20 protein-coding genes and 1 pseudogene are annotated in these 22,365 nt (G+C 36.0%); 12 read left to right on the top strand and 9 right to left on the bottom strand.

Annotation, left to right across the window (positions count from 1 at the left end):
• The first annotated feature begins 539 nt into the window (after positions 1–539).
• Positions 540–1,151 carry an HU family DNA-binding protein gene (locus DWZ47_RS04835; protein WP_004298279.1) on the top strand — a complete coding sequence of 204 codons (612 nt, stop codon included), beginning with the start codon at positions 540–542 and terminating at the stop codon, positions 1,149–1,151.
• Positions 1,152–1,320: 169 nt separating this feature from the next.
• Here DWZ47_RS04835 and DWZ47_RS04830 read toward each other — a convergent pair whose 3' ends face one another.
• The 3 genes and pseudogenes from DWZ47_RS04830 to DWZ47_RS04825 form a co-directional block, all read right to left on the bottom strand.
• Positions 1,321–2,874 (bottom strand): ATP-binding protein, encoded by a 1,554-nt coding sequence (locus DWZ47_RS04830; protein ID WP_117512415.1) that lies wholly within the window; start codon positions 2,872–2,874, stop codon positions 1,321–1,323.
• Positions 2,875–2,919: 45 nt separating this feature from the next.
• A pseudogene (locus tag DWZ47_RS31295) lies at positions 2,920–3,108 on the bottom strand (ATP-binding protein); the annotation flags it as partial.
• A gap of 168 nt (positions 3,109–3,276) precedes the next feature.
• Complete coding sequence (locus DWZ47_RS04825) at positions 3,277–4,149, bottom strand: glycosyltransferase (protein WP_004298281.1); 873 nt, start codon at positions 4,147–4,149, stop codon at positions 3,277–3,279.
• A gap of 384 nt (positions 4,150–4,533) precedes the next feature.
• On the opposite strand from DWZ47_RS04825, the gene DWZ47_RS04820 reads away from it, so the two are divergent.
• Together DWZ47_RS04820 and DWZ47_RS04815 are read left to right on the top strand one after the other, a co-directional pair.
• Complete coding sequence (locus DWZ47_RS04820) at positions 4,534–5,532, top strand: glycosyltransferase (protein ID WP_004322484.1); 999 nt, start codon at positions 4,534–4,536, stop codon at positions 5,530–5,532.
• A gap of 313 nt (positions 5,533–5,845) precedes the next feature.
• A complete protein-coding gene (locus tag DWZ47_RS04815) occupies positions 5,846–6,637 on the top strand; it encodes a family 6 glucosyltransferase (protein ID WP_004298285.1) in 792 nt (263 codons plus the stop codon).
• A gap of 18 nt (positions 6,638–6,655) precedes the next feature.
• Here DWZ47_RS04815 and DWZ47_RS04810 read toward each other — a convergent pair whose 3' ends face one another.
• From DWZ47_RS04810 to DWZ47_RS04800, 3 genes are all read right to left on the bottom strand, one after another.
• Positions 6,656–7,567, bottom strand: a complete 912-nt coding sequence (locus tag DWZ47_RS04810) for an alpha-1,2-fucosyltransferase (protein ID WP_117512414.1) — start codon at positions 7,565–7,567, stop codon at positions 6,656–6,658.
• Positions 7,568–7,686: 119 nt separating this feature from the next.
• Complete coding sequence (locus tag DWZ47_RS04805) at positions 7,687–8,661, bottom strand: glycosyltransferase family 2 protein (RefSeq protein WP_117512413.1); 975 nt, start codon at positions 8,659–8,661, stop codon at positions 7,687–7,689.
• Positions 8,662–8,672: 11 nt separating this feature from the next.
• Complete coding sequence (locus tag DWZ47_RS04800) at positions 8,673–9,653, bottom strand: glycosyltransferase family 2 protein (protein WP_117512412.1); 981 nt, start codon at positions 9,651–9,653, stop codon at positions 8,673–8,675.
• 276 nt (positions 9,654–9,929) lie between these two features.
• Between DWZ47_RS04800 and DWZ47_RS04795 the strand changes: the two genes are divergently transcribed.
• On the top strand, positions 9,930–10,871 hold the full coding sequence (locus DWZ47_RS04795) for a glycosyltransferase family 2 protein (protein WP_004298289.1): 942 nt from the start codon (positions 9,930–9,932) through the stop codon (positions 10,869–10,871).
• Between the two features lie 93 nt (positions 10,872–10,964).
• Here the strand turns inward: DWZ47_RS04795 and DWZ47_RS04790 are convergent, their stop codons facing one another.
• A complete protein-coding gene (locus DWZ47_RS04790; RefSeq protein WP_117512411.1) occupies positions 10,965–11,969 on the bottom strand; it encodes a glycosyltransferase in 1,005 nt (334 codons plus the stop codon).
• Between the two features lie 293 nt (positions 11,970–12,262).
• Here DWZ47_RS04790 and DWZ47_RS04780 point away from each other — a divergent pair, with 293 nt between their 5' ends.
• The 7 genes from DWZ47_RS04780 (at position 12,263) to DWZ47_RS04750 (ending at position 19,063) form a co-directional block, all read left to right on the top strand.
• Positions 12,263–13,252: a glycosyltransferase family 2 protein gene (locus DWZ47_RS04780; protein WP_004298291.1), complete on the top strand. Its 990-nt coding sequence runs from the start codon at positions 12,263–12,265 to the stop codon at positions 13,250–13,252.
• 422 nt (positions 13,253–13,674) lie between these two features.
• Entirely contained in the window at positions 13,675–14,484 is an 810-nt protein-coding gene (locus DWZ47_RS04775) for a glycosyltransferase family 2 protein (RefSeq protein ID WP_004308029.1), read from the top strand.
• Between the two features lies 1 nt (position 14,485).
• Entirely contained in the window at positions 14,486–15,535 is a 1,050-nt protein-coding gene (locus tag DWZ47_RS04770) for a pyridoxal phosphate-dependent aminotransferase (RefSeq protein WP_117512410.1), read from the top strand.
• Positions 15,532–16,263 carry an NTP transferase domain-containing protein gene (locus tag DWZ47_RS04765; RefSeq protein WP_008649128.1) on the top strand — a complete coding sequence of 244 codons (732 nt, stop codon included), beginning with the start codon at positions 15,532–15,534 and terminating at the stop codon, positions 16,261–16,263. The genes DWZ47_RS04770 and DWZ47_RS04765 overlap by 4 nt, the downstream gene beginning before the upstream one ends.
• Positions 16,264–16,278: 15 nt before the next feature.
• Entirely contained in the window at positions 16,279–17,091 is an 813-nt protein-coding gene (locus tag DWZ47_RS04760) for a phosphorylcholine transferase LicD (RefSeq protein ID WP_004298296.1), read from the top strand.
• Between the two features lie 29 nt (positions 17,092–17,120).
• Positions 17,121–18,254, top strand: a complete 1,134-nt coding sequence (locus DWZ47_RS04755) for a glycosyltransferase family 4 protein (protein WP_117512409.1) — start codon at positions 17,121–17,123, stop codon at positions 18,252–18,254.
• On the top strand, positions 18,251–19,063 hold the full coding sequence (locus DWZ47_RS04750; protein ID WP_004298298.1) for an FkbM family methyltransferase: 813 nt from the start codon (positions 18,251–18,253) through the stop codon (positions 19,061–19,063). Before DWZ47_RS04755 ends, DWZ47_RS04750 begins: the two co-directional genes overlap by 4 nt.
• On the opposite strand, the gene DWZ47_RS04745 is transcribed toward DWZ47_RS04750, so the two are convergent.
• Entirely contained in the window at positions 19,064–19,975 is a 912-nt protein-coding gene (locus DWZ47_RS04745) for a lipopolysaccharide kinase InaA family protein (RefSeq protein WP_004298299.1), read from the bottom strand. It lies immediately after the preceding gene.
• Positions 19,976–20,207: 232 nt separating this feature from the next.
• On the opposite strand from DWZ47_RS04745, the gene DWZ47_RS04740 reads away from it, so the two are divergent.
• The gene (locus tag DWZ47_RS04740; RefSeq protein WP_004298301.1) at positions 20,208–21,266 is read left to right on the top strand and encodes a glycosyltransferase family 9 protein; all 1,059 of its coding nucleotides are present in this window, start codon (positions 20,208–20,210) and stop codon (positions 21,264–21,266) included.
• Here DWZ47_RS04740 and DWZ47_RS04735 read toward each other — a convergent pair.
• Complete coding sequence (locus DWZ47_RS04735) at positions 21,249–22,325, bottom strand: glycosyltransferase family 4 protein (RefSeq protein WP_117512408.1); 1,077 nt, start codon at positions 22,323–22,325, stop codon at positions 21,249–21,251. The genes DWZ47_RS04740 and DWZ47_RS04735 overlap by 18 nt on opposite strands.
• Positions 22,326–22,365 lie beyond the last annotated feature (40 nt).

Below are 22,365 nucleotides of genomic sequence, written 5' to 3'. Positions count from 1 at the left end.
AAGAAGACAGTTGAAATAAAAAAGAGATTACCACCAAATTTGACGAAGAACCATGATTTGCAATTCTTATTCTCATATTCTCATAAGTTTCAGATAAAACACACAAAATCAGCATAGTACACCATGAGAAATGTTTTTAAATCCAGTATTTCTCATACTTTGTCTTTCATTTTTGCTCAAAAAGTGTCTATTTATCATAGTATTCCGGATCATTTCTCATAGTCAAATACCAACCATTCATTTCGCTCATTGGCCAACCTTATTTTACACAACCCTCATCTATTATTTACATGTAAACAACCGTGTAATTATTTGTTTTTCAGTTAATAATGTCGTATCTTTGAAAGAGGATCCCAATCGTTCCACTAGAGTGAACGGTTCTGTTCACTAGAGTAGAAAGATCTGTCTACTAGAGTGAAAAGAACCGTTCACTCTAGTGGAACGAACTAGCTGGTAGTTAAATAATAAAAGAATAAAGGCAAGATACACTAAGCGCATCAATTACATAATATATAAACAACCATTAAATTAGAACAAAGATGGCAATACAATTCGAGTTTTATAAGAATCCCCAACCGGAGAAAGAAGGAGAAGAACCTAGTTATCATCCACGGGTAGTCAACTTTCAACATGTGACTACTCAAAAATTGGCAAGAGAAATCCACATGGCAACCACTTTCGGAAAAGCGGAAGTAGAAGCCATGCTAATGGAATTGAGCAGATGCATGGGCAACCACCTATGCGAAGGAGAACGAGTACATCTGGATGGGATCGGCTATTTCCAGATTACATTACAAGCGACCGAACCCGTGCACTCGCTTACCACCCGTGCAGATAAAGTGAAACTAAAATCCATTAACTTCCAGGCTGACAGAAATTTAAAGAGTTTGTGTATGAGTAGTCACTTACGACGTTCGAAATACAAGCCACATTCGGCTTCTCTTTCAGAAGAAGAGATCGACAAGAAACTCACTGCCTATTTTGCAACCCATCCTGTATTGACCCGTAGTAATATGCAGTCACTCTGTTGTTTTACCCAAAGCATGGCCAGCAGACAGATTCGTCGTCTAAAGGCACAAGGAAACTTACAGAATATAGGCAAACCCACACAGCCTATTTATGTACCAACTCCGGGGCATTATGAGAAATGATTTCAACGGGTATGAGAAATAAGCCCAATTAAGGTCTATTTGTGAATAAAACTATGAGAAATACTAAATTTAAAATCATTTCTCATAGTTTATACTATTAACAATCTGGCACTTAGGTCATATTTATGAGAACATGAGAAATGAATGTTTTATATCCATTTCAGAGGCATCAATTCTCCACCAACCACTTTTCTATATTTCTTGTTTCAGCACTAAAGTTAACGCCAATCTTGAAAAGTTTCCGCGAATCCGTTGCAAACGGACGAGCATAATGTTTATCCTCTATCTGCCGCAAAGCTTCTTCCGCCGTACCATTCAATTTAAATTCCATGATGTAGATAAATTTATCGGTCTGCAATACCATATCCACACGGCCCTCACTCGTATGATATTCCGCTTTTACATAGAAGCCTACCAGTTTACACACGATATATAGTACATTCTGATAATGTAATTTCAATTCGCGGGCAAGCTCGTATGGAATATCCGAAAAGAAACTTTGCAGGCGACGGAAAAAAGATTCGTAATCACCAGACTCCACTTCACGAACAAATTTTTGAATCTCAAAGGGAGACTCCACTTTATTGACGTTCGCATAATAAGGAAGCAGAAAACGGACAAACCCTTCCTCCACTTCACGATTAGGAAAACCCAAACGATATATTCCAAAACGATCATCATATCCCTTAATAGTGAGGTATCCGCTCTGATAAATAACCGGAATAGGATTGGTAGATTCTGAATCTATACTGTTCAGTACCTGTTCATCGGTTTCTTCATGGGCCATCCGATGAAGGTCGTAATGGTGTTTCTTCAGCAATTCCACCAAATAAGTGGGAGTACCTGTTTCAAACCAGTAGCTTTTAAACTCATTCCTATCAAAAGCTAAAAGCAGACTGAAAGGATTGTACATTCCTTTGGAATTGTGCGTGAAATGATAGCCATCATACATTTCTTTCAACCTGGCACATATCTCTTCATACGTCACTCCCTGCACATTGGCAAATTCATGAAGTTCGGCATCCAGATTATCGTATAGCTCCTGTCCGCTCACACCACAAATATCTATATACTTATTCCACATTGAAATGTCATTCAGGTTATTCAAATCACTGAACACACTGACTTTACCGAACTTGGTCACTCCCGTCAACAAAGCAAACTTAATACAGCCATCCTGACTTTTCAATGCGCCATAAAAAGCTTTCAATGTATCACGGAAACTCTTTTGCAACGCATCATCACCAATAGCCTGTAACATTGGTTTATCATACTCGTCCACTAGGATCACCACACTTTGCCCCTCTTGCTGACAGGCACGCTTAATAACACCCTCAAAACGCATCGCCAAGGATTTTTCCGATGGCTCAGCGCCATACATCTTCTCCCATTCCACTAATGCCCCGTTCAGCTTATTTTCCAAACTTTCCGGAGTATCGTATTTTTCCGTATTAAGATCAAGATGTAATACAGGATATTTTACCCAATCTTTTTCCAGCTTCTCCATAGCCAGTCCTTCAAAGAGTTCACGCTTTCCTTGAAAGTAGGCTTCAAGCGTAGAAATAAGCAGACTTTTGCCAAAACGGCGCGGACGACTCAGGAAATAGTAACTCCCGGTTTTCACCAATTGATAAATCAATGCAGTTTTATCAATATAAAAATAGCCACCTTTACGAATTTTTTCAAAATTCTGTATACCGATAGGGTAAATCTTACCACTCATATTTCAATCTGTTTAAGTTCACATCGTACAAATATACATATTATCTCAATATAAAAAACCAAATGTCCAAAGAGGAATCACATTCCGCATCCCGTACTCAATATCATCTTTCACGATATACGCATTCTCCACATCATGCACCTGCTTCTGCGATTTATTCTTCCCACCTACTTCAAAGGTATAACCACCTATTGTAAAATCAGAGACCTCTGATGTAGTTACCGGACGTACAACTCACAAAGTAGAAAGAAATTAAAAATGAACGATAAGAAGAAATGCCTAAGGCGATGCTTCCGCATCGCTGCACACGAATATAAGGATTTTTATTACAATAACAAGCGATAAACAATATTTCTTAAATGAAAAGCCGTGCTCCACTCAACATAAAGTGACACATTTTACCTAATAGATTAGTGACTGAAGCATTTTTTTATCACAGCAGTATCGCAATAAATATAGCTTCTCTGAGAATTTATAATAATGACTAGGCTTTCGATTATTCTCATTAATAATATAATTCATAGTTTGAAGATTGTTCTTCTCTAAAACTCTTCTTTCTTTTGCTGACACTGGATAACTTACTATCGGCAGACAGTTTTTCCATTTTGTGAAAAATATTCGTGCATTAGTCAGCCATTCATTATCTAGCTTTGAATTACTAATGTGCTCTATTAGAATATCATATACACATAATGATTTCAGTCCCAGCATATAAACCTGCAATGAGATATCAAGATCATAAAAATGAAATCCTTTGTAATTTATTTCATCAAATCTTATTTTATCAAAAACAGATTTCCTCATGCAAAAAAAACATCCATCCACTGCTACCACTTCTATGGCATTCGCATCTGCAATGGGTTTAAAGCAAGTATTATAAGTAATGGTTGGATCAGCTCTATTAGTGTCAATAGAATACTGGCAAATTGCATCCTTTCCTGCATCTGTACTTCCAGGTCCCCACCAAATACCCGGTATTTGACTAATAAAACGTGGTCCAGAAATTCCAATAAGCCCTACTTTCAAATCTCTGAAATGATTTATCAGAAGCTTTCCCCAATCACTAGTGTAATGTAAAATATCTTCATGCATAAAACATAGAAGTGGATATTGGCTCCTTTTGACCCCTTCGTTATAAGCACTAAATATATCATATTGACTTTTACTGTTATCAATACATATAATCTCATGAACAACCCCAACCGTATTCTCAATATTATCCTTCAATTCCTTAGAGATGGATTGAAACCTACTGCATATTATAATAGAAATCATATTTATTCAAATCAATTTTATATATTAAGATACTTTTATACGAATATCTCTAATTCATAAAAAAATAGTTCACAAAACTAAGGATAAAATCCTGTAAGGACAAACTTAGATTTAAAAAAATAAAAAACTCCAGACTTCCAAAGCTAACAGATAAATATAGAATGTAGATCATCCATCCTTAACTCTTCGAATTCAATTCTTCAGGAAAGAAAATCCTAACATATCACAATTATTTATCAAAACGTCTTAGTAAAAGTTTTTTTTGCTTATTTTTGTAAGATACAATACAATTCTAACAGTTTGGCAAGGACTATTGTATAACTTACAGTTATGATAGCTTTGAGAAACATATTAGTATAATTTATTTTATATATTCTATAAATTATGAAATGTTATATTTGTTTGACAGACTCTATTGTCAACAGAAAAGATTACTTTAACATGTTAAAGGTAACCTTAATTAGTGCTCGTAAAAACACATCTCTTCGATTAATTTGCCTATATGATGGTAAAATTGGCGATCCTGTTTACAACTTACTAAAAGATTTTAAAGTTGAGATCATCATCCATGAATTACCATATAAAAAGGAACTAATGGAAATATATTCTCACGAATGGATGGAAACAGAACTAGGAAAAGATATAGAATATAGTCGAATATTCGGCACATTCATGAGAATGGAGATTCCTATAATAGAAAAAGAAGACGAATATGTATTATACACCGATATGGACATAATCTTTAATGATGATATATTACTGAAAGATCTACCTCATCCTGCTTATTTAGCTGCTGCTCCCGAATTTGAACGCGATACAAAAAGAATGAGTTATTTCAATGCTGGAATATTAGTCATGAACATCCAAGGAATGAGAATCAAATATCAGCAATTTGTAGAGATGATGAAAAAAAGGCAAAGATCTACTTCAGGACTTTTTGATCAAGGGTACTTAAACGAGCTGTGTTTCAAGGACATGGAAATTTTACCTATTGAATATAACTGGAAACCGTACTGGGGAATTAATGGGAATGCTAAGCTTATCCATTTTCATGGAATGAAACCATGCAGCAACCTCGAAGAAGCAGGATTTGACACCAGAGAATCATTCTTTCGGACTATATTTGACAATAACAGTCAAGGCTATGCAGGGTATATATACTATTTTATTCTCTTTTTTAATTACCTAGGTCAAAAACAAGACCAATGGTTATGCTATCATTTACAATACATCCTTGACCTATATAAAAAACCTTTAATAGCCCTTGCACAAAAAACAGACTATAAACCAAAATACAGAAAATACAAACGTCTATACTCAATATTCGTAAGTATCTCTATACTATTAGCAATTCTACTACTTACTGCTTTATTTTTAGTATAATCAATATAAATAACACTCTCAAATGGACAAAACCGAAGGTCTAAAATTAAAACAATAAACATGAGAATTGGTATATTATATGTTTGCACTGGAAAAAACTTGCAAAGATACAGAGTAAGAACTATAGAAAAAACGGGGTTCACCGAATGCTTACTACCCATTTGCAAGACACTCATGACCAGAAATAAATAGAATTTACTTTTAAAAAGCTCCTGCTACCGGTAATTCACAGAAAATAAAAACACCTCAAACAAATAATATAAAATAAATCTTTATATATTTGCCAATAATATGAATCAAAGCAATAAATAAAATGAGAATTGGTATATTATATATCTGTACTGGCAAATATGACATTTTTTGGAAAGACTTTTATCTAAGCGCAGAACGTTATTTTATGCAAGACCAATCTTTCATTATCGAGTATTATGTATTTACTGATAGTCCTAAACTATATGACGAAGAAAACAACAAACATATTCACCGGATCAAACAAAAGAATTTAGGATGGCCTGACAACACATTAAAACGTTTCCATATATTCCTTCGTATCAAGGAACAGTTAGAGCGAGAAACCGACTATCTATTTTTCTTCAATGCCAATCTCTTATTCACCAGTCCTATTGGCAAAGAAATTCTACCACCATCAGATAGTAACGGATTACTAGGAACTATGCACCCTGGATTCTACAATAAACCGAACTCCGAATTTACATACGAGCGAAGAGATGCTTCTACTGCCTATATCCCAGAGGGAGAAGGTCGATATTATTACGCTGGAGGGCTTTCAGGTGGATGTACAAAGGCCTACTTGAAACTCTGCACAACAATTTGCTCATGGGTTGACAGAGATGCCACAAACCATATAATACCAATTTGGCACGACGAATCTCTAATCAATAAATACTTTTTAGATAATCCACCAGCTATTACATTGTCCCCTGCATATCTATACCCAGAAGGTTGGCTCCTTCCTTTTGAACCAATAATCCTCATTCGAGACAAAAATAAACCCCAATATGGCGGGCATGAATTATTGCGAAGAAAAAACTCTTTATGGGAAAGGATTAAGCTAATCTGCCAAAAATTTAAATCGGCTGATTAGTTATCCAATTTTTCTCTATTATAAAAATACAGAATTATGGAAAACTCCTTTCCACTGATATTCAACTTTATCATCACAAAGAATCACTATTTTATCTGCACTATCTCTCAATAAAGCACCATACTTTCCCAAAGTACCTTTACTTGTTATCTGATGTTTGCAATAAGCTATCAAAAACAAATCCATATACCCCTTATCTGAACCATTTATATCCACCACCTTGTAATTCTCATTTGCAAATTCAAGATAGGGAATAAGTTCTGATGCCACCCATTCCGGCTCATCTGAGAAAAAGTAAAAAAAAGGCATAACAGTCTCTTTTTCCATATAATCAACAGCCCTTTTAAAATAGCTCAAAGAAGCAGGCTTCCCATACGCTCGAACTTCAACACTTAAATCACCCCGTCGAACATGCACTGCTACAGGATTGATATTCTGTTTTATTTCTGACATTAACATTTTGCTACCCTCATCAAATATTTCAGATGAGATTCTATAAGTAGACATAAATGCGGGTACCCAAATATTTATCGGCAAATGATAATATCCACCTAGATAAATAGGGGGATTTTTTTCCAAAAATGAAAAATCATCTATCCATTCCGATGTATTATTCCCAACATAATAAAAATGTCTCTTATAATAGGAGATTTCGAACTCTGTTGCAATTGTCAGCTCCAAATAAGGAAACACTTTCAACAAATCAAAATTGCGGGCAAATTTATAATCCATGTCACTTCCCCATTCCTTATAAAAGGATAGATCATACACAACCTTACATCCACGCTTTCTAAAAAATTCTCCCAACAAATATTGGAGCATTTGAGAACAAATACCACCATCCATCAACACTACAACCTTAGGAGTAACTAAGCGAGCCTTCAACATTCTTTTATAACAACTTCTTTGCCACCTTCTAATAATACTCATTTCTTTATATCTTATTTTACCAACGATACTGCAACAGATTCAAATCCTCCAACCAGCTAGATTATAAGCGATAAACAATATATGCTTCATTTCTCAACGCCTTAATTTATCTGAGCACATTACAGTTTATGGCGCATATTATAATATCTAAGTTTCAAATCTCCCCAGAAACCTGATACTCTATAAGCATTCACAATCTTACGTTCTCTTTTTGACAAGTTGTTTATTAAACAAGGATAGGATTCCATTTCATTAACAAGCCGTTTCATTTCCTTCCTAATATCAGCAAAACGTTTCCAATAAATTCTTCTAAAGGCATTTTCAAGATGGAAATGAGCAAGTGCTTCCTTCATCTCTTCCCTCAACCCTTTTTTATCAATATAATTTTCAATCCATATTGTATAATTCACAAAGTCTCCATACTTTTTATCATCAAAAGTTGCTGGATGTGACATTGACGTATTGGTAAAATTATAGTCAATAATTATATAATCAACTGAAACGACTTTTTGTAAGTATAACAATAATTGTGTGGAAAGAACGACATCTTCACCAAATGATATATCTGGCCTTTCTATTTCATTCTGATATAATGATCGAAGATGAAATTTTGACCATACACACCAATAAGCCTTTTTTAAAAGAATATTTTTCAAAAACTCCACGCCTGACAACTCTACAAAATCAAAAAAAGTTGATTTATGAAACTCTCCATCATAGCAAAACATAAAAGGGGCCACTACCATATCCGCTTGCGTTTCCTCTGCTTTAGCAACCAGCCTAGTTACTGCATCCTCATGCATAATATCATCACTATCTAAATATTGGATATATTTGCCAGTAGCAATATCTATACCCGATTTACGCGCCTGCACTAATCCTTCGTTTTGTTTATTAAATACAACAATCCGGGGATCTTCAGCCGCATACGTCTTTATTATATCTAAACTATCATCTGTACTTCCATCATTCACTACAACAATTTCAAGATTAGTATACGTTTGATTAATAACACTCTGCAACGTTTTAGTTATCGAATTGTGCGCATTATAAACAGGAATAATAACCGAAACTAAAGGGTATTCTTTTTCCATTATATCATTTTTTAATTCTTTTTCTTGGCAAAGTGAGTCCAATAATAAATTGGCCAAAAATAAGTTATCTTACGTAATCGTTTATAATATTTAGAAGACAATTCTTTTCTTGACAAAAAACGCCATCTACTCAACTTGTTCCTCATATCTTTAATTTCAACAGGATACGACTGATGATTAGGATCCGTCATAAACCCTTGAAAATGATTAAAGCAATTTTCCACAATCACATTGACGGCATCAAACCAATCTCTACCTTCAAACAACCGCCGCTCCTTTGCAAACTCCAATCTTGAATATTCAGCCAAGAAATAATGATAACGTTTTATAGGATTGATTGTATGGCAAATACTATCACCTCTCTGTATATAATGATAATAAGCAGCATCAATCCAAACTATTTTATCGCAAATACTTATCCAGCGATAAATAGTCGCATGATCCTCAAAAAACATACCTACAGGAAAGCGATAAGAATCAAAAAAAATCTTATCAAAAAGTTTAGTACAAGCTGAACTACTTACTCTCTCAAAAATAATATCTCGCTGAACATCTTGACTAGTACGTACATACACATTACCTGTATTAGGATACATTTGTTCTATACGGCCATCTTCATACTCAAAGCAAAAGTTGCAATATACCATATAAACTTTGTTCTGTACCATGACTGACAACATGTTTTCATACATTGTCGGTTCAATATAATCATCGCTATCTATAAACCCAATATATGGAGCAGTCGCTATTTCAATTCCTGCATTACGAGCTATAGATAAACCTGCCTCATCAAGATGCAACACTTTTACTCTAGAATCAATATTAGCATATTCATCACAAATAGAAGGGGAATCATCGGTCGACAAATTATCCACTAATATGATTTCTATATCTTTCAACGTCTGATTACGTACAGACTCTATACAACGTCGCAAATACGGAGCTGTATTATGAACAGGGATGATAACGCTTACCGAGTATTGAGATTCCATATTTGAATATTCATTTTCTACTTGCAAAAATAAGGAATAATATCCATAGGAAGTATCTAAAAAGAGATTGTTTACAAATAGAGCAGAATTTCACGCTTGCAATTAATCATTATTAACAATACGTATATATAACTGAAAAGCCAAAAGAAAAAATTCTATGGGGTATTTTGCATTCAGCAACTTGCTAGTATAGTTTTCCATCACAAAAGTTTGCAAATACAATATTTAAACAAACTGAATGTGTATATTTGCAAAACCTAATTGATAGCAATAAAAATGAAAAAATTAGCAATTATTATACCAGCTTATAAACCACGTTTTTTGCAAGAAACACTTGATTCTATCGCTAAACAAAACAATCACGAATTTACCGTATATATTGGTGATGATGCAAGTCCCTACCCATTAGAGACCATAGTAGATCGTTACAAGAACAAGTTTGACATTATATATCATCGTTTTGAACAAAACATGGGCAAAAAAGACCTACCCGGTCATTGGGAACGATGTATATTATTGTCAGCAGAAGAACTTATATGGCTTTTTTCAGATGACGACTTAATGCCCTTTGACGGAGTAGCACGTATAATTCGAGCCTCACAAAAACATTCTGAAGGAAAATATATATTCCGTTTTCCTTTAGAAGTCGTTGACGAGTATGGTAAACTAAAGTATAAAAACCCTCCTTTTAAAACCGATTTAACTTCTGGATATGAATTCCTATTAGATAAATTATCTGGGAAAATTAGTTCTGCCGCCTGTGAGTATGTATTTAGCCGAACAGTATGGGAGCAAACGGGAGGATTTATTAAATTCCCTTTGGCTTGGTGCACCGATGATGCAACATGGGCTAAATTTGCAGAATTTACAGGAGGAATCATATCTTTACCAGGCAATCCTGTCAGCTGGAGAAATGCTGAAGGAGAGAATATATCAAACTCCACTCATTTCAATAAAGAAAAGATTAGAGCAACAATACTTTTCATGGAATGGATTAGTATAAACTACCATTCCCATCTTCACGAAAGAAAATTCAAAAAAGCAATCAAACGTTATATATATAAATTCCTACAGCATTCGCTAAAAAACGACTTTAGCTTACACGACCTTTTACTTTTATGCAACGCTCTAAGAAAACTCACACTAAATGTATCTTTGCTAGTTTTAGTTCATCATGTTGGGAAGAAAATAAAAAGGCAATTAACTCGCAATAAATAAATTGCCTTATATTTTTGAATTTAAGGAATACCCTTGCTAACAATATCCTTTAAGAATTTTACTATAATAACTGTAAACGGCCATACTCTTCAATTACTTCAATAGAGATGACAAGCTAACACAATAATTATCGATAGAAAACTGCTGTGCTTTCTTCAAAGACATTTTTTTTAACGAATTGAGCAACTCTCGATCATTTGCTAAGATCATAATATTCTTTATAAAATCATCGGGAGAAGAACAGAAACATGCATTAGTCTCATCGCAATAGTCCCGTATAGATCCAACATCACTAACCACCATCGCCAATCCTGTTGCCATTGAAGTACAAATTACATTACTTCCAATAGTATCCTTCATCACATTTAATGAAATATCAGAATCATTCATATAATGCTTTAATTCCGCCTCCGGAACATACCCCACCAATGTTGCATTCTTTAAACCTGAAAACAAATAATCAATATTCTCCCGCCCTTTGCATATATAAAAATGAATTTGCGGAAGTCTTGAAACAATATAAGCAATCTGTTCAAAGTCACGTGCCAAAGCACCCATTACTATTACCTTGACATCACCACCTCTGTTATAAAGATTTGCAGAAGGAGTATAATAATTATTATCGACATAATGAAAGGAAGTATAAACATTCTCTATTCCTAATTTATTGAGATAGCATGTCAAACTACTTCCCAATGTTACAATTTCTGTAACAAATCGCGAACTCTTCTTTATTTGTGCTTTCGAATATCGCCTTTCCAATTTTTCAGGAACAAGATGCACCATAGCATATATAGGTGCTTTAGGACATATAAAGCGTATTATTTTTGCAAACAATATTTGATATGAATCTCTATGTAAATATTCAGTAAGAACAAACTTATCTCCTGATTTATATGTCATTGCTAATTTAAGTGCCGTAAAAAGCACAGAGATTTTCTTCCCTTTTTTTCCCTTATCAAAAAAACGCCTCCCCATATTGAAAGTATACATTTTATACAATTCAGGATTTCTTTTTTGAATATATTCATAAAGATACCTCATTCCTGTATGATTACCAGATGTTGAAGGCCAATCATAACAAATAATATATATCATATTATTAAAATTTAAATTAAAGAACAATAGTCTTAAACAATAGAGGAATTGCAGAATTTACATCAGTCCCATTATTTAGACAAACACAATATTCTGAACAAAGGTAATGAAAATAATCCAAAGTTTTATTCTAATGAAATTATTCTTTCTATATATAGGGCAAGCTCGGGATAAGAAATCAATAAAAAACGAAATAACTTTCATCATTACAAATATTAAAGTAACTTTGTAATCACCTAATATTATTTTGTTATTAATGATTGAAGAAAAGTATGTGCTTAATAACTCTCTCAATGCCTATTTATAATGTAGAAAAGTACATTGAACGTGCCTTATTATCTGCATTAAACCAAACCTATCAAAACTTAGAGATTTTGATAGTAGACGATTTAGGGCATGATAACAGCATGGATATAGTCTACCAACTTAAAAGCACACATCCTAGAGGTAACTGCATCCGTATAATTACACATAAAAAAAATCTTGGTTTGGGAGGAACAAGAAACACAGCAATTGAATCTGCTCAAGGGAAATATCTATACTTTATGGATAGCGACGATGCTATTGTTCCTGATTGCATTGAAACTTTATATAATATTATTTCACACGAGAAAGTAGACTTTGTAGCAGCCGGAATCAATCAAATTGATGAGAATGAAAATTCACTCAAAATTACTAACTATCCTAATATTACACGAAAAGGTAAATTATGTATGGCTCAATACTTTTATGAAGAAAAAAATGAGATATGGGTAACTACATGGAATAAATTATATAATCTTTCTTTTTTAAAAGAATTTCATATTCATTTTTTGGAACACGTGTACCACGAAGACATAGTAATGCATGCCATGCTCGCTCTAAATACCAGATCATTTAGCCTAACCAACCGGACAACTTATCTTTATAATTGCAAGAGAGAAGACTCTATTACAAATATAGAACAAGGCTACACCTTGAAGCATCTAAATGATCTTACCATAGTTTTTAGTGAGATCAGGAGATTGATGCAAGCAGACAACAACCTTAGCAAACATCTTCAAAAAGAAATAAACTTATATTATTTATTTGAAATTTATCATCGATACCTACCAGCGATGTACTCAAATATTAAAAGGGTTGATTTAATAAAAGGATTAGCAAGGCTCTCTCAAAACTGTATCCCTCCTATTTTGGAAACCCGACTAACATTCAAATCTATAAAACGTTTTTTATTCCTAAAACTTCCTTTTAGCATTCAGTATCTAATTAAAAGTCATAAATACAAAAAGGACAAAACTTAGGCGGAAAAACTATCAACAAATAATATACTATAAGAAGGTTCATAGAAAATATTATTTTCATTTACAAAATTTACAGTCTTATACTTCTTAAAAACATGGAAAAGCATCTCTTCATTCTTAGTCATTTACAAGAGAAGTATCATCATAATGATATTTTGTATGTAAGAGGATGAATATAGTCTTTTGGAAAGAAGATTTATACAAAGCCAATAGTTATAATGAAGAGATGACTTACTAGAGCCGCAAAGACAACGAACTTGCATGTAGACTTATTAATTCCAGAACAAAAAAAAGAATCATAAAATTTGATGTAGCTATCCTGAAAAAGCCTTTAACGCTTGTTACAACCAAATAAAATGTATACATTTGTAGAATTTTAGTGCAAGCCCCCTTAACTATTTAACTAACTTAGTAATAATTATATGAATAAACCCATGGCGAGCAACATAAGTACATCGCTAATTATATCCACCTATAATAGAAGCGACGCATTAGAATTATGCGTTAAAAGCGTGCTACGTCAATCTCTCCTTCCTGATGAAATTATCATTGCCGATGATGGTTCTAAAGAAGATACAGGAGAGCTAATTCATCAATTGGCTGCTTCTTCCGAAGTCCCCATTATTCATGTTTGGCATGAGGATCTAGGCTTCAGACTGGCTTCCATCCGTAACAAAGCTATTGCGAAAGCATCTAAAGAATATATTATACAAATTGACGGGGATATCGTCTTACACAAAGATTTCGTCAAAGATCATGTACATTTTGCTAAAAAAGGCAGTTTCGTAACCGGTAGCCGTGTATTAATCCGGGAAGGTTTAACCAAAAAGATGCTGGCAGAAAGGAACTGCATTATCTCTATTCACGACAAAGGTACTAAAAACACAATCAACGGAGTACATTTGCCTTGGCTAAGCCCACTACTTCAGCATTATCGCCAATGGGATATTTCATATTCCAGAGGATGCAATATGGCTTTCTGGAAAGAGGATTTATTAAAAGTCAATGGGTACAATGAAGCTATTACCGGATGGGGAAGCGAAGATCATGAATTAGTGTGCCGCCTCATCAATAACGGTGTACGCAAGCGTACCATCAAATTTGCGGGAATTGTGTTCCATCTTTATCATGAGCTACATGGAACGGATAATTTGAGCAACAACCGCAGTATTTTGAACGAAACGAAAGTCAGGAAGCTAACCTGGTGCGATAAAGGAATCATACAAAACTAATATGGAAAAGAATTTGAACTTTTTAGATCGAAACGAATTTAACTACAGTCCATCAAAAGAAGTAGTAGAGGCTTTAAAAAACTTCGATATAAATAAACTTTGTTTTTATACCCGCATTTATGATGAAGGAAAGAAAAGTATATTATCTGTTTTCTTATCCGAACTTTACGATATAGATGAAACACAAGTCTTATTAGGATACGGCGGAGAAGATATTCTGAAGCAAGCTGTACACTACTTCCTGACTCAAGAAGATGGAAATAAAACGATGTTGATTCCCAAGTTCTCATGGTGGTATTATAAATCAATTGCAGATGAGGTGAATGGCCATACTTTGCAATATCCTCTCTACGAAGACGGAAATACTTTTAAATATGACTTTGAGACGCTAAAAGATATGATTCAGAAAGAGAATCCGAAGATTCTTTTACTAGCTTCTCCCAATAACCCTACCGGCAATGGTTTAACTCCGAAAGAATTGGATGAACTGCTTGCAGAAGTACCCAGTCAAACAGTGGTATTGATAGACGAAGCATACGCTTCTTTTGTTTCAGCTGATACCAGTTATATCAAAAAGCTGGTTAATAAATATCCGAATTTGATTATTTCCCGTACTTTATCCAAGTTTTATGGATTGCCCGGTTTACGTATGGGATTCGGATTCATGAGTAAGGAGCTGGAAAAATTCAGCAGATACAGCAATAAATATCTGGGATATAACCGGATATCCGAAGATATCGCCATTGCGGCTCTTAAATCGGACGCACACTATCGAAACATCGCCAAACTGATGAACGAGGACCGTGAGCGTTACGAAAAGGAAATCGGCGTGTTACCCGGATTCAAAGTATATGAATCGGTTGCCAATTTTATTTTAATCAAATACCCGATAGAACTGAAAGAGGCTTTACAAAAGGCTTTTGCTAAACAGAGTTATAAAGTGAAGTTTATGAATGAACCGGATATCAATACTCATTTGCGTATCACATTGGGACGCCCAGAGCAGAACCGGATCGTTATAGATACAATCAAAAAAATAGCATCCAAATGAAAGCAGTAATATTAGCCGCAGGAATAGCTTCACGCTTACGCCCGCTGACCGATACAACGCCCAAATGTCTCCTTAAAATAGGAGAACGATGCCTTTTGGAAAGAGCTTTTGATGCTCTGATACAAAACGGATTTGATGAGTTCATCATTGTCACCGGGTATCGCCAGCAGCAAATCGTTGATTTCCTACAGGCACATTATCCAACCCAAGATATTACTTTCATCTATAATGACAGGTATGAATCAACCAACAATATCTATTCATTATGGCTCACCCGTTCCTATACAGATGGGCAGGAGATTTTGTTATTAGACAGCGACATTGTATTTGATCCGCAGATTGTAGAGAAACTGCTTCATTCGGATAAGGACGACATATTGGCACTGAATCGTCATGAGCTCGGAGCAGAAGAAATAAAAGTCATCGTGGACGACGCACAAAAGGTCGTTGAAATCAGCAAAGTCTGCTCGATATCCGATGCTATCGGAGAATCTATCGGCATTGAAAAGATGTCAGCTGAATATACCAAAGCGCTATTCCGGGAACTGGAAATTATGATTACTGCCGAAGGACTGGATAATATATTCTACGAACGGGCTTTTGAGAGACTGATTCCGCAAGGATATAGTTTTTACGTTATGGACACCACCGAGTTCTTCTCGGCCGAGTTGGACACAGTAGAAGACTTTCAACAGGCACAGAAGCTGATTCCAGCCAGTCTTTATTAATTAAAATCAGATAGAATGGCTAATTACGACATCCGCCCTCTACAGCTTCGCATATTAAAGAACTTATTAGCTGTTGACAAAGTTTGCAAAGAACATAATCTGCGATATTACATCATGGCAGGCACCATGCTGGGAGCTGTGCGCCACAAAGGATTCATCCCCTGGGATGATGATTTGGATATCGGAATGCCAAGAGCTGATTATGACTTACTAATGGCTAATGCCAAAGAATGGTTACCGGAACCTTACGAAGCGGTATGCGCTGAGAATGATAAGGAATATCCTCTTCCGTTCGCAAAGGTGCAGGATGCCAACACAACCTTAATCGAGCGTATGCATCTCAAATATCTGGGAGGTGTATATATTGATATATTTCCACTAGATGGAGTTCCGGAAAGCCGTATGGCGCAAAGAATGCATTTTGCGAAGTATGAGTTCTACAAACGAGTACTTTATCTTATTCATCGCGATCCATACAAACATGGGAAAGGTCCCAGTTCATGGATACCGCTATTATGCAGAAAGTTTTTTACCCTTACCGGAGCACAGGAAAGCATCAGGAAGGTGATGAAGAAATACGATTTCGACCAATGCGCATTAGTCTGCGATTATGATGATGGAATGAAAGGAATCATGTCGAAGGATATCCTGGGCACTCCCACTCCTATCCGGTTTGAAGATGAAGAAGTATGGGGAGTACAGAAATACGACGCTTATCTGTCACAGAAATATGGAGATTATATGACCATACCTAAACAAAGTGGACAAAGACAACATAATTTCCATTATTTAGACTTGAATAAACCTTATCGGAATTTTGAAGTCTAATTATAATCACATAAAGGTAAGAAGAAGAAATGAGAATAGGTTTTGACGGAAAACGTGCAGTACAGAATTTCACCGGTCTGGGTAATTATAGCCGCTATATAGTGGATATTCTATGCCAATTCTATCCGGAGAATGAATATGTGCTGTATGCCCCCAAGAAACGGGAAAACAAGAGGCTGGACAAATTAACGAAGCAGTATCAGCAACTACAGCTTTCTTATCCCACTACTTCTTCCTGGAAAAAGTTAAGTTCATTGTGGCGAGTATGGGGCGTTACCCAACAACTGGAAAAAGAAAAAATCGATATATTCCACGGACTTAGTAATGAGTTGCCCCTGAATATACATCAAAGCGAGGTAAAAAGTATTGTAACGATTCACGATCTGATCTTTCTGCGCTATCCGCAGTATTACCATTCGATCGACAGGAAAATATACACATACAAATTCCGTAAAGCTTGCGAAAATGCCGATAAAATCATTGCTATCAGCGAATGTACCAAGCGTGATATTATTGAGTATTTCAGGATTCCCGCCGATAAGATAGAAGTTGTTTATCAGGGATGTGATCCTTCATTCATACATCCTGTAGCAGCAGAGAAGAAAAGAGAAATCCGGGCTAAATATCAGCTACCGGATCACTATATCCTTAACGTAGGAAGTATTGAAGAACGCAAAAACGCCCTTTCAGCGGTGCAGGCACTAACGATGCTTCCTGAACAGATTCATCTCGTCATTGTAGGACGCCACACGGAATATACTGATAAAATTGAACGTTTCATTAAGGAGAATAAGCTGGAAGAAAGGGTACATATCATCAGCAATGTTCCTTTTGATGATCTACCGGCTTTTTATCAGTTAGCAGAAATTTTTGTATACCCTTCCCGTTTCGAAGGTTTTGGTATTCCCATTATAGAAGCTCTATACTCCGGTATTCCGGTAGTGGCTGCGACTGGATCTTGCCTGGAAGAAGCCGGAGGTCCCGACTCTATCTATGTACATCCTGACGATATCAAAGGAATGGCCAATGCTTTCAAACAGATATACTCCGATACTGAAAGAAAAAAGGAGATGATTGAAAAGGGGCAAAAATTTGCCAAAAGATTCTCTGAAGAAAAGCAAGCGGAAGAAATCTTAAACATCTACAAGAAACTAATGAAATGAACGTACTTAAACATACAATAAAGAAATTTATATATGGCACTCTCCCATATTATTTCATGAAAGGATATAAGCCTGGCTCTCCTTATCTGAAATACTATGAATATATTAAAGAACATGGATATTCAAGACACCTGTATGAATTCAAGGATGAATACGCCAATATGCCTGTTGATGTACAGAAAGATGAGGAAAAAGGCTTATACTATGTTCAAAAAGAAAAGAAGCGACTCTATTTCAGAAAAAGCACTCCAGCCAAGAAAATTCAAAAATATTATAGGGCTTTGAGTATGGAACAAGACAGGCGCTCACCGCACCATTACTTCAACAGCGTTAAAGAAGTGACAGGGAAAGTATTTGTGGATGTCGGTTGTGCCGAAGGCTATTCATCATTGGAAATTATCGAAGAAGCCAAACATGTTTATTTGTTTGAGCAGGACGAGCAATGGTTGGAAGCCATCAGAGCTACCTTCGAACCATGGCAGGATAAAGTGACGATTGTCCAGAAGTATGTGAGTGACCATAATTCTTCGAGAGAGCAAACACTAGATGATTTCTTCAACAACCAGACGAATGAACATCTATTTCTTAAAATGGATATAGAAGGAGCCGAACGGCACGCATTGGCCGGATGCAATAACTTATTCCAGAATTGCCAGAAGCTGGATTTTGCCATTTGCACATACCACTTGCGTGATGACGAAGAAGTTATCTCTGCATTTCTGGACAAACATAACTGCACATATATTAATCAAAAAGGGTTTTTCAGGCATAAAATCCGCAGTGTAGTGATGCGCGGAAGTAAGAAGTAATCATTGATAATCAGCAGAAAGCAATTCACAATAATCATACTTGCACAGGTATGTATCATAGATATGCTTTTCCTTTTTCAATAAGAAACGTGAGATATGCGGTTCCCAAGAAAAGAATTTACGTACGGAACGGTATAAACGGAAGAATAAAATCAGGGATACAATATGCTTTTCTTTCTCTTTCCGTGCCGCACGACGATAAATATAATGAGTAAAAAACTGATCGCTGTAACGAAGGGCCAGACTGACCGTAGATTCGACGTCCCATCCACGCAAAGAAGCATATTCTGTCATGATGTAAGTCAGTACCTCACGCGAAATACACAAACGGCACATATTACGGCATACCATATCACAATCAATATCCGATAGCAACTGCATGCGATTCACGTCGACCAGAGAGAAACTGTATTCATTCGTTTCATTCTGATGAATCAGTATATTACCGGGAGAATAGTCCAAATGGAGAATACCTGCCTGATGCAAAGCAGCAGTGTAGCGCGCAAAAGCAGAAAGTTTATCTTCATTTCCCTCTACTTTCCCATCCATCAGGGAACGGACAGTTTCGCCACCATCATAACAACAAATATAATAGCTATGTGAAAGAAGACCATTCTGAAATTGTTCAATCATAGCCACTGGCTCCGGAGTGTCAAAACCATGCTGTTGGATCTCCATAGAATAAATATAGGAACGTTCTGCTTTTGATTGCCGGAAAAACGAATATACAACGCGATTGATGATGTGAGGCTTCTTAAAGCTCTTCACCACAACATCAATACTGCCCAAGCCAATTCGTTTTAAAACATTACGACCATCATACACCACATCTCTTTCTTTCTGGAAGGACCTTGGAATTTCTTCTATCTCCTTCTGCAAATGTGCGTACTTGGGATTTACAATCACTCTCATTACACTCTCCTATATAATACTAATTACAAAGATTGAGCAAAGATAAAGAAATTAGGCCATATTCCGACTATATTTTTCTCTTTTCTCACAAAGATTGGCTAACTCTCTCTACATATAAGTCCTGTTACGAACCGCTTTAGTCATTTTTTCTTTTTTCTTTTCATTTATATTTAGACATAAATGCTTTTTTTTAGTTATGTTTGCACGATAAAAAGCATAAGGAAGTTTAAGCATGAAACCAATCAAAAGAATTCTAATTATTCGATTTAGACAAATAGGCGACTCAATTCTGGCTGTTGCATTGTGCAGCACGCTGAAAAAAAGTTTTCCCGATGCAGAGATACACTTCGTGCTTAATAAAAATATTGCTCCACTCTATGAGGGGCATCCGGATATAGATAAAGTCATTACATTTGACAAGAATGAGAATAAACCATTCACTGCTTATATAAAAAAAGTATGGCAGGTAATGCATAAAAACAGATACGATGTAATCATCGATATGCGCTCTACTATCCGGACCCTTTTTTTCTCTCTTTTTTCATTAAGAACTCCTTTCCGGATAGGACGCATTAAAGGATATACACATTTTCTACTGAACTACCGGACAGACACTTACAGTAAGAATCTGACAACTGACATGGTACAACGCAATCTATTGCTTGCAGCACCATTAGAAAAGATTAGACCTATTCAATACACAAAAGAATTCAAGTTATATCTGACTGACCGGGAAAAAGAAGATTTCCGATATTATATGGAAAAGGAAGGGATTGATTTTGCACGCCCTGTATTATTAATAGGAGTCACAACCAAACTCATCCATAAAAAATGGAATACGGAGTTCATGGTAGCCACACTGAAAAGAATATTAGAGGAATACAAGGACATACAAATGATCTTCAACTACGCGCCGGGGTACGAAGAAGAAGATGCCAGAAATATCTACAAGGAATTAGGATGTCCGGAACGTATCAAGATCGATATACAAGCTTCTTCATTACGACAACTGGCAGCACTTTGTGCCAACTGTTCATTTTACTTCGGGAACGAAGGAGGAGCCAGACACATCGCCCAAGCTCTTGGAGTTCCTTCATTTGCCATTTATTCACCAAGTGCGTCAAAGTCAATGTGGTTACCCGCCAATTCCGTACTCGCCGAAGGAATTAGTCCTGACGACATTCTTCCACCGGAACAACAGGCGACATTACCCTATGAGGAGCGTTTTGCATTAATTACTCCCGAAAAGGTATACGAGCAATTGATTCCAATACTAAGGCAATTGAGCTAACTCCCGATATAAATCAAGGTAGGCTTGTATATGCTTCTCGTAACTGAATGAAGCGGCATATTCCTTGATTTTCTCCAAGCGTTCCTTATCTTTATAAAAATCAGGTAGATGCTCCCGGATACTTTCCACCATAAATTCTGTATCCAAATGTTCCCACATGATAGCGTGTCCATTACAAACTTCCGGCAAACTAGTGCGATTAGCAGCAAATACAGCCTTCCCAAATTGCATAGCTTCCACCACCGGCAATCCAAAGCCTTCTCCCTCACTAGGAAACAGGAATGCCTCACAGTTCCGATATAACCAGATCTTCTCGCTTTGAGAAATAACATCCGTCAAAAAGACATTAGTGAGCTGATTCTCACGGATCAGATTGCGCACTTCTTCAGCATAAGCAAAATGAGCATCGCCACAAATATATAGATCATATTCCGGGAAATAACGCATTACGTCAACCAAGAGATGGAAGTTCTTTTTTCTACGGATTTGTCCAATCGTAAAAAAGAAAGGACGCCCTGTAGCAAACGACGGCTTTATTCCTTCCAATGTATCGATTCTCTCCACTCCATTATAGATGACCCGGATCTCCTTCCCTTTCAAATCTACATGCTGCCGAATGACATCTGCCACATAATGAGAGATCGTAGTCACGACCGCTGCTTTATTGACCTTATTCTGCATCCGGCGAAGATACATTTTCGCCTTCCAGGGCTTTTTCTCTGTTAAGAAATTAAAGTCGTGTATAGTAAAGATAAACTTTGTACCACCGGCAATACGCAACATCTTGCGCTGTTGATTCACCGCATGCCATACATCTACCTTGGGAAGGGTAAAAGGAAAAAACTTATTGATACGACGTACCGGAACAGAGGTCACATTCGGACCAAATTCCTGCATATATTTCTGCCGCAATAAATATACAAAATGAAGATCATCTACCGGCATAGACGAAAAGGCGGTTGCATAGTTGGCCGCAATCTGCCCGAAGCCGGCTGTGAGACTACCATAATTCGTAAGATCTATCAGTACCTTTTTCTTTCGTTGTATCTCTTTCATCATTATTTGATTCTACGCTCTTTCGGCTCAATAAACAGCTAAT

This window comes from Bacteroides sp. AF32-8BH (genome assembly GCF_003435205.1).
In the GTDB taxonomy this organism is placed as follows: domain Bacteria; phylum Bacteroidota; class Bacteroidia; order Bacteroidales; family Bacteroidaceae; genus Bacteroides; species Bacteroides ovatus.
The sequence above is the reverse complement of the archived record's forward strand: the minus strand, read 5'-3'. Positions and strand labels throughout refer to the sequence as shown.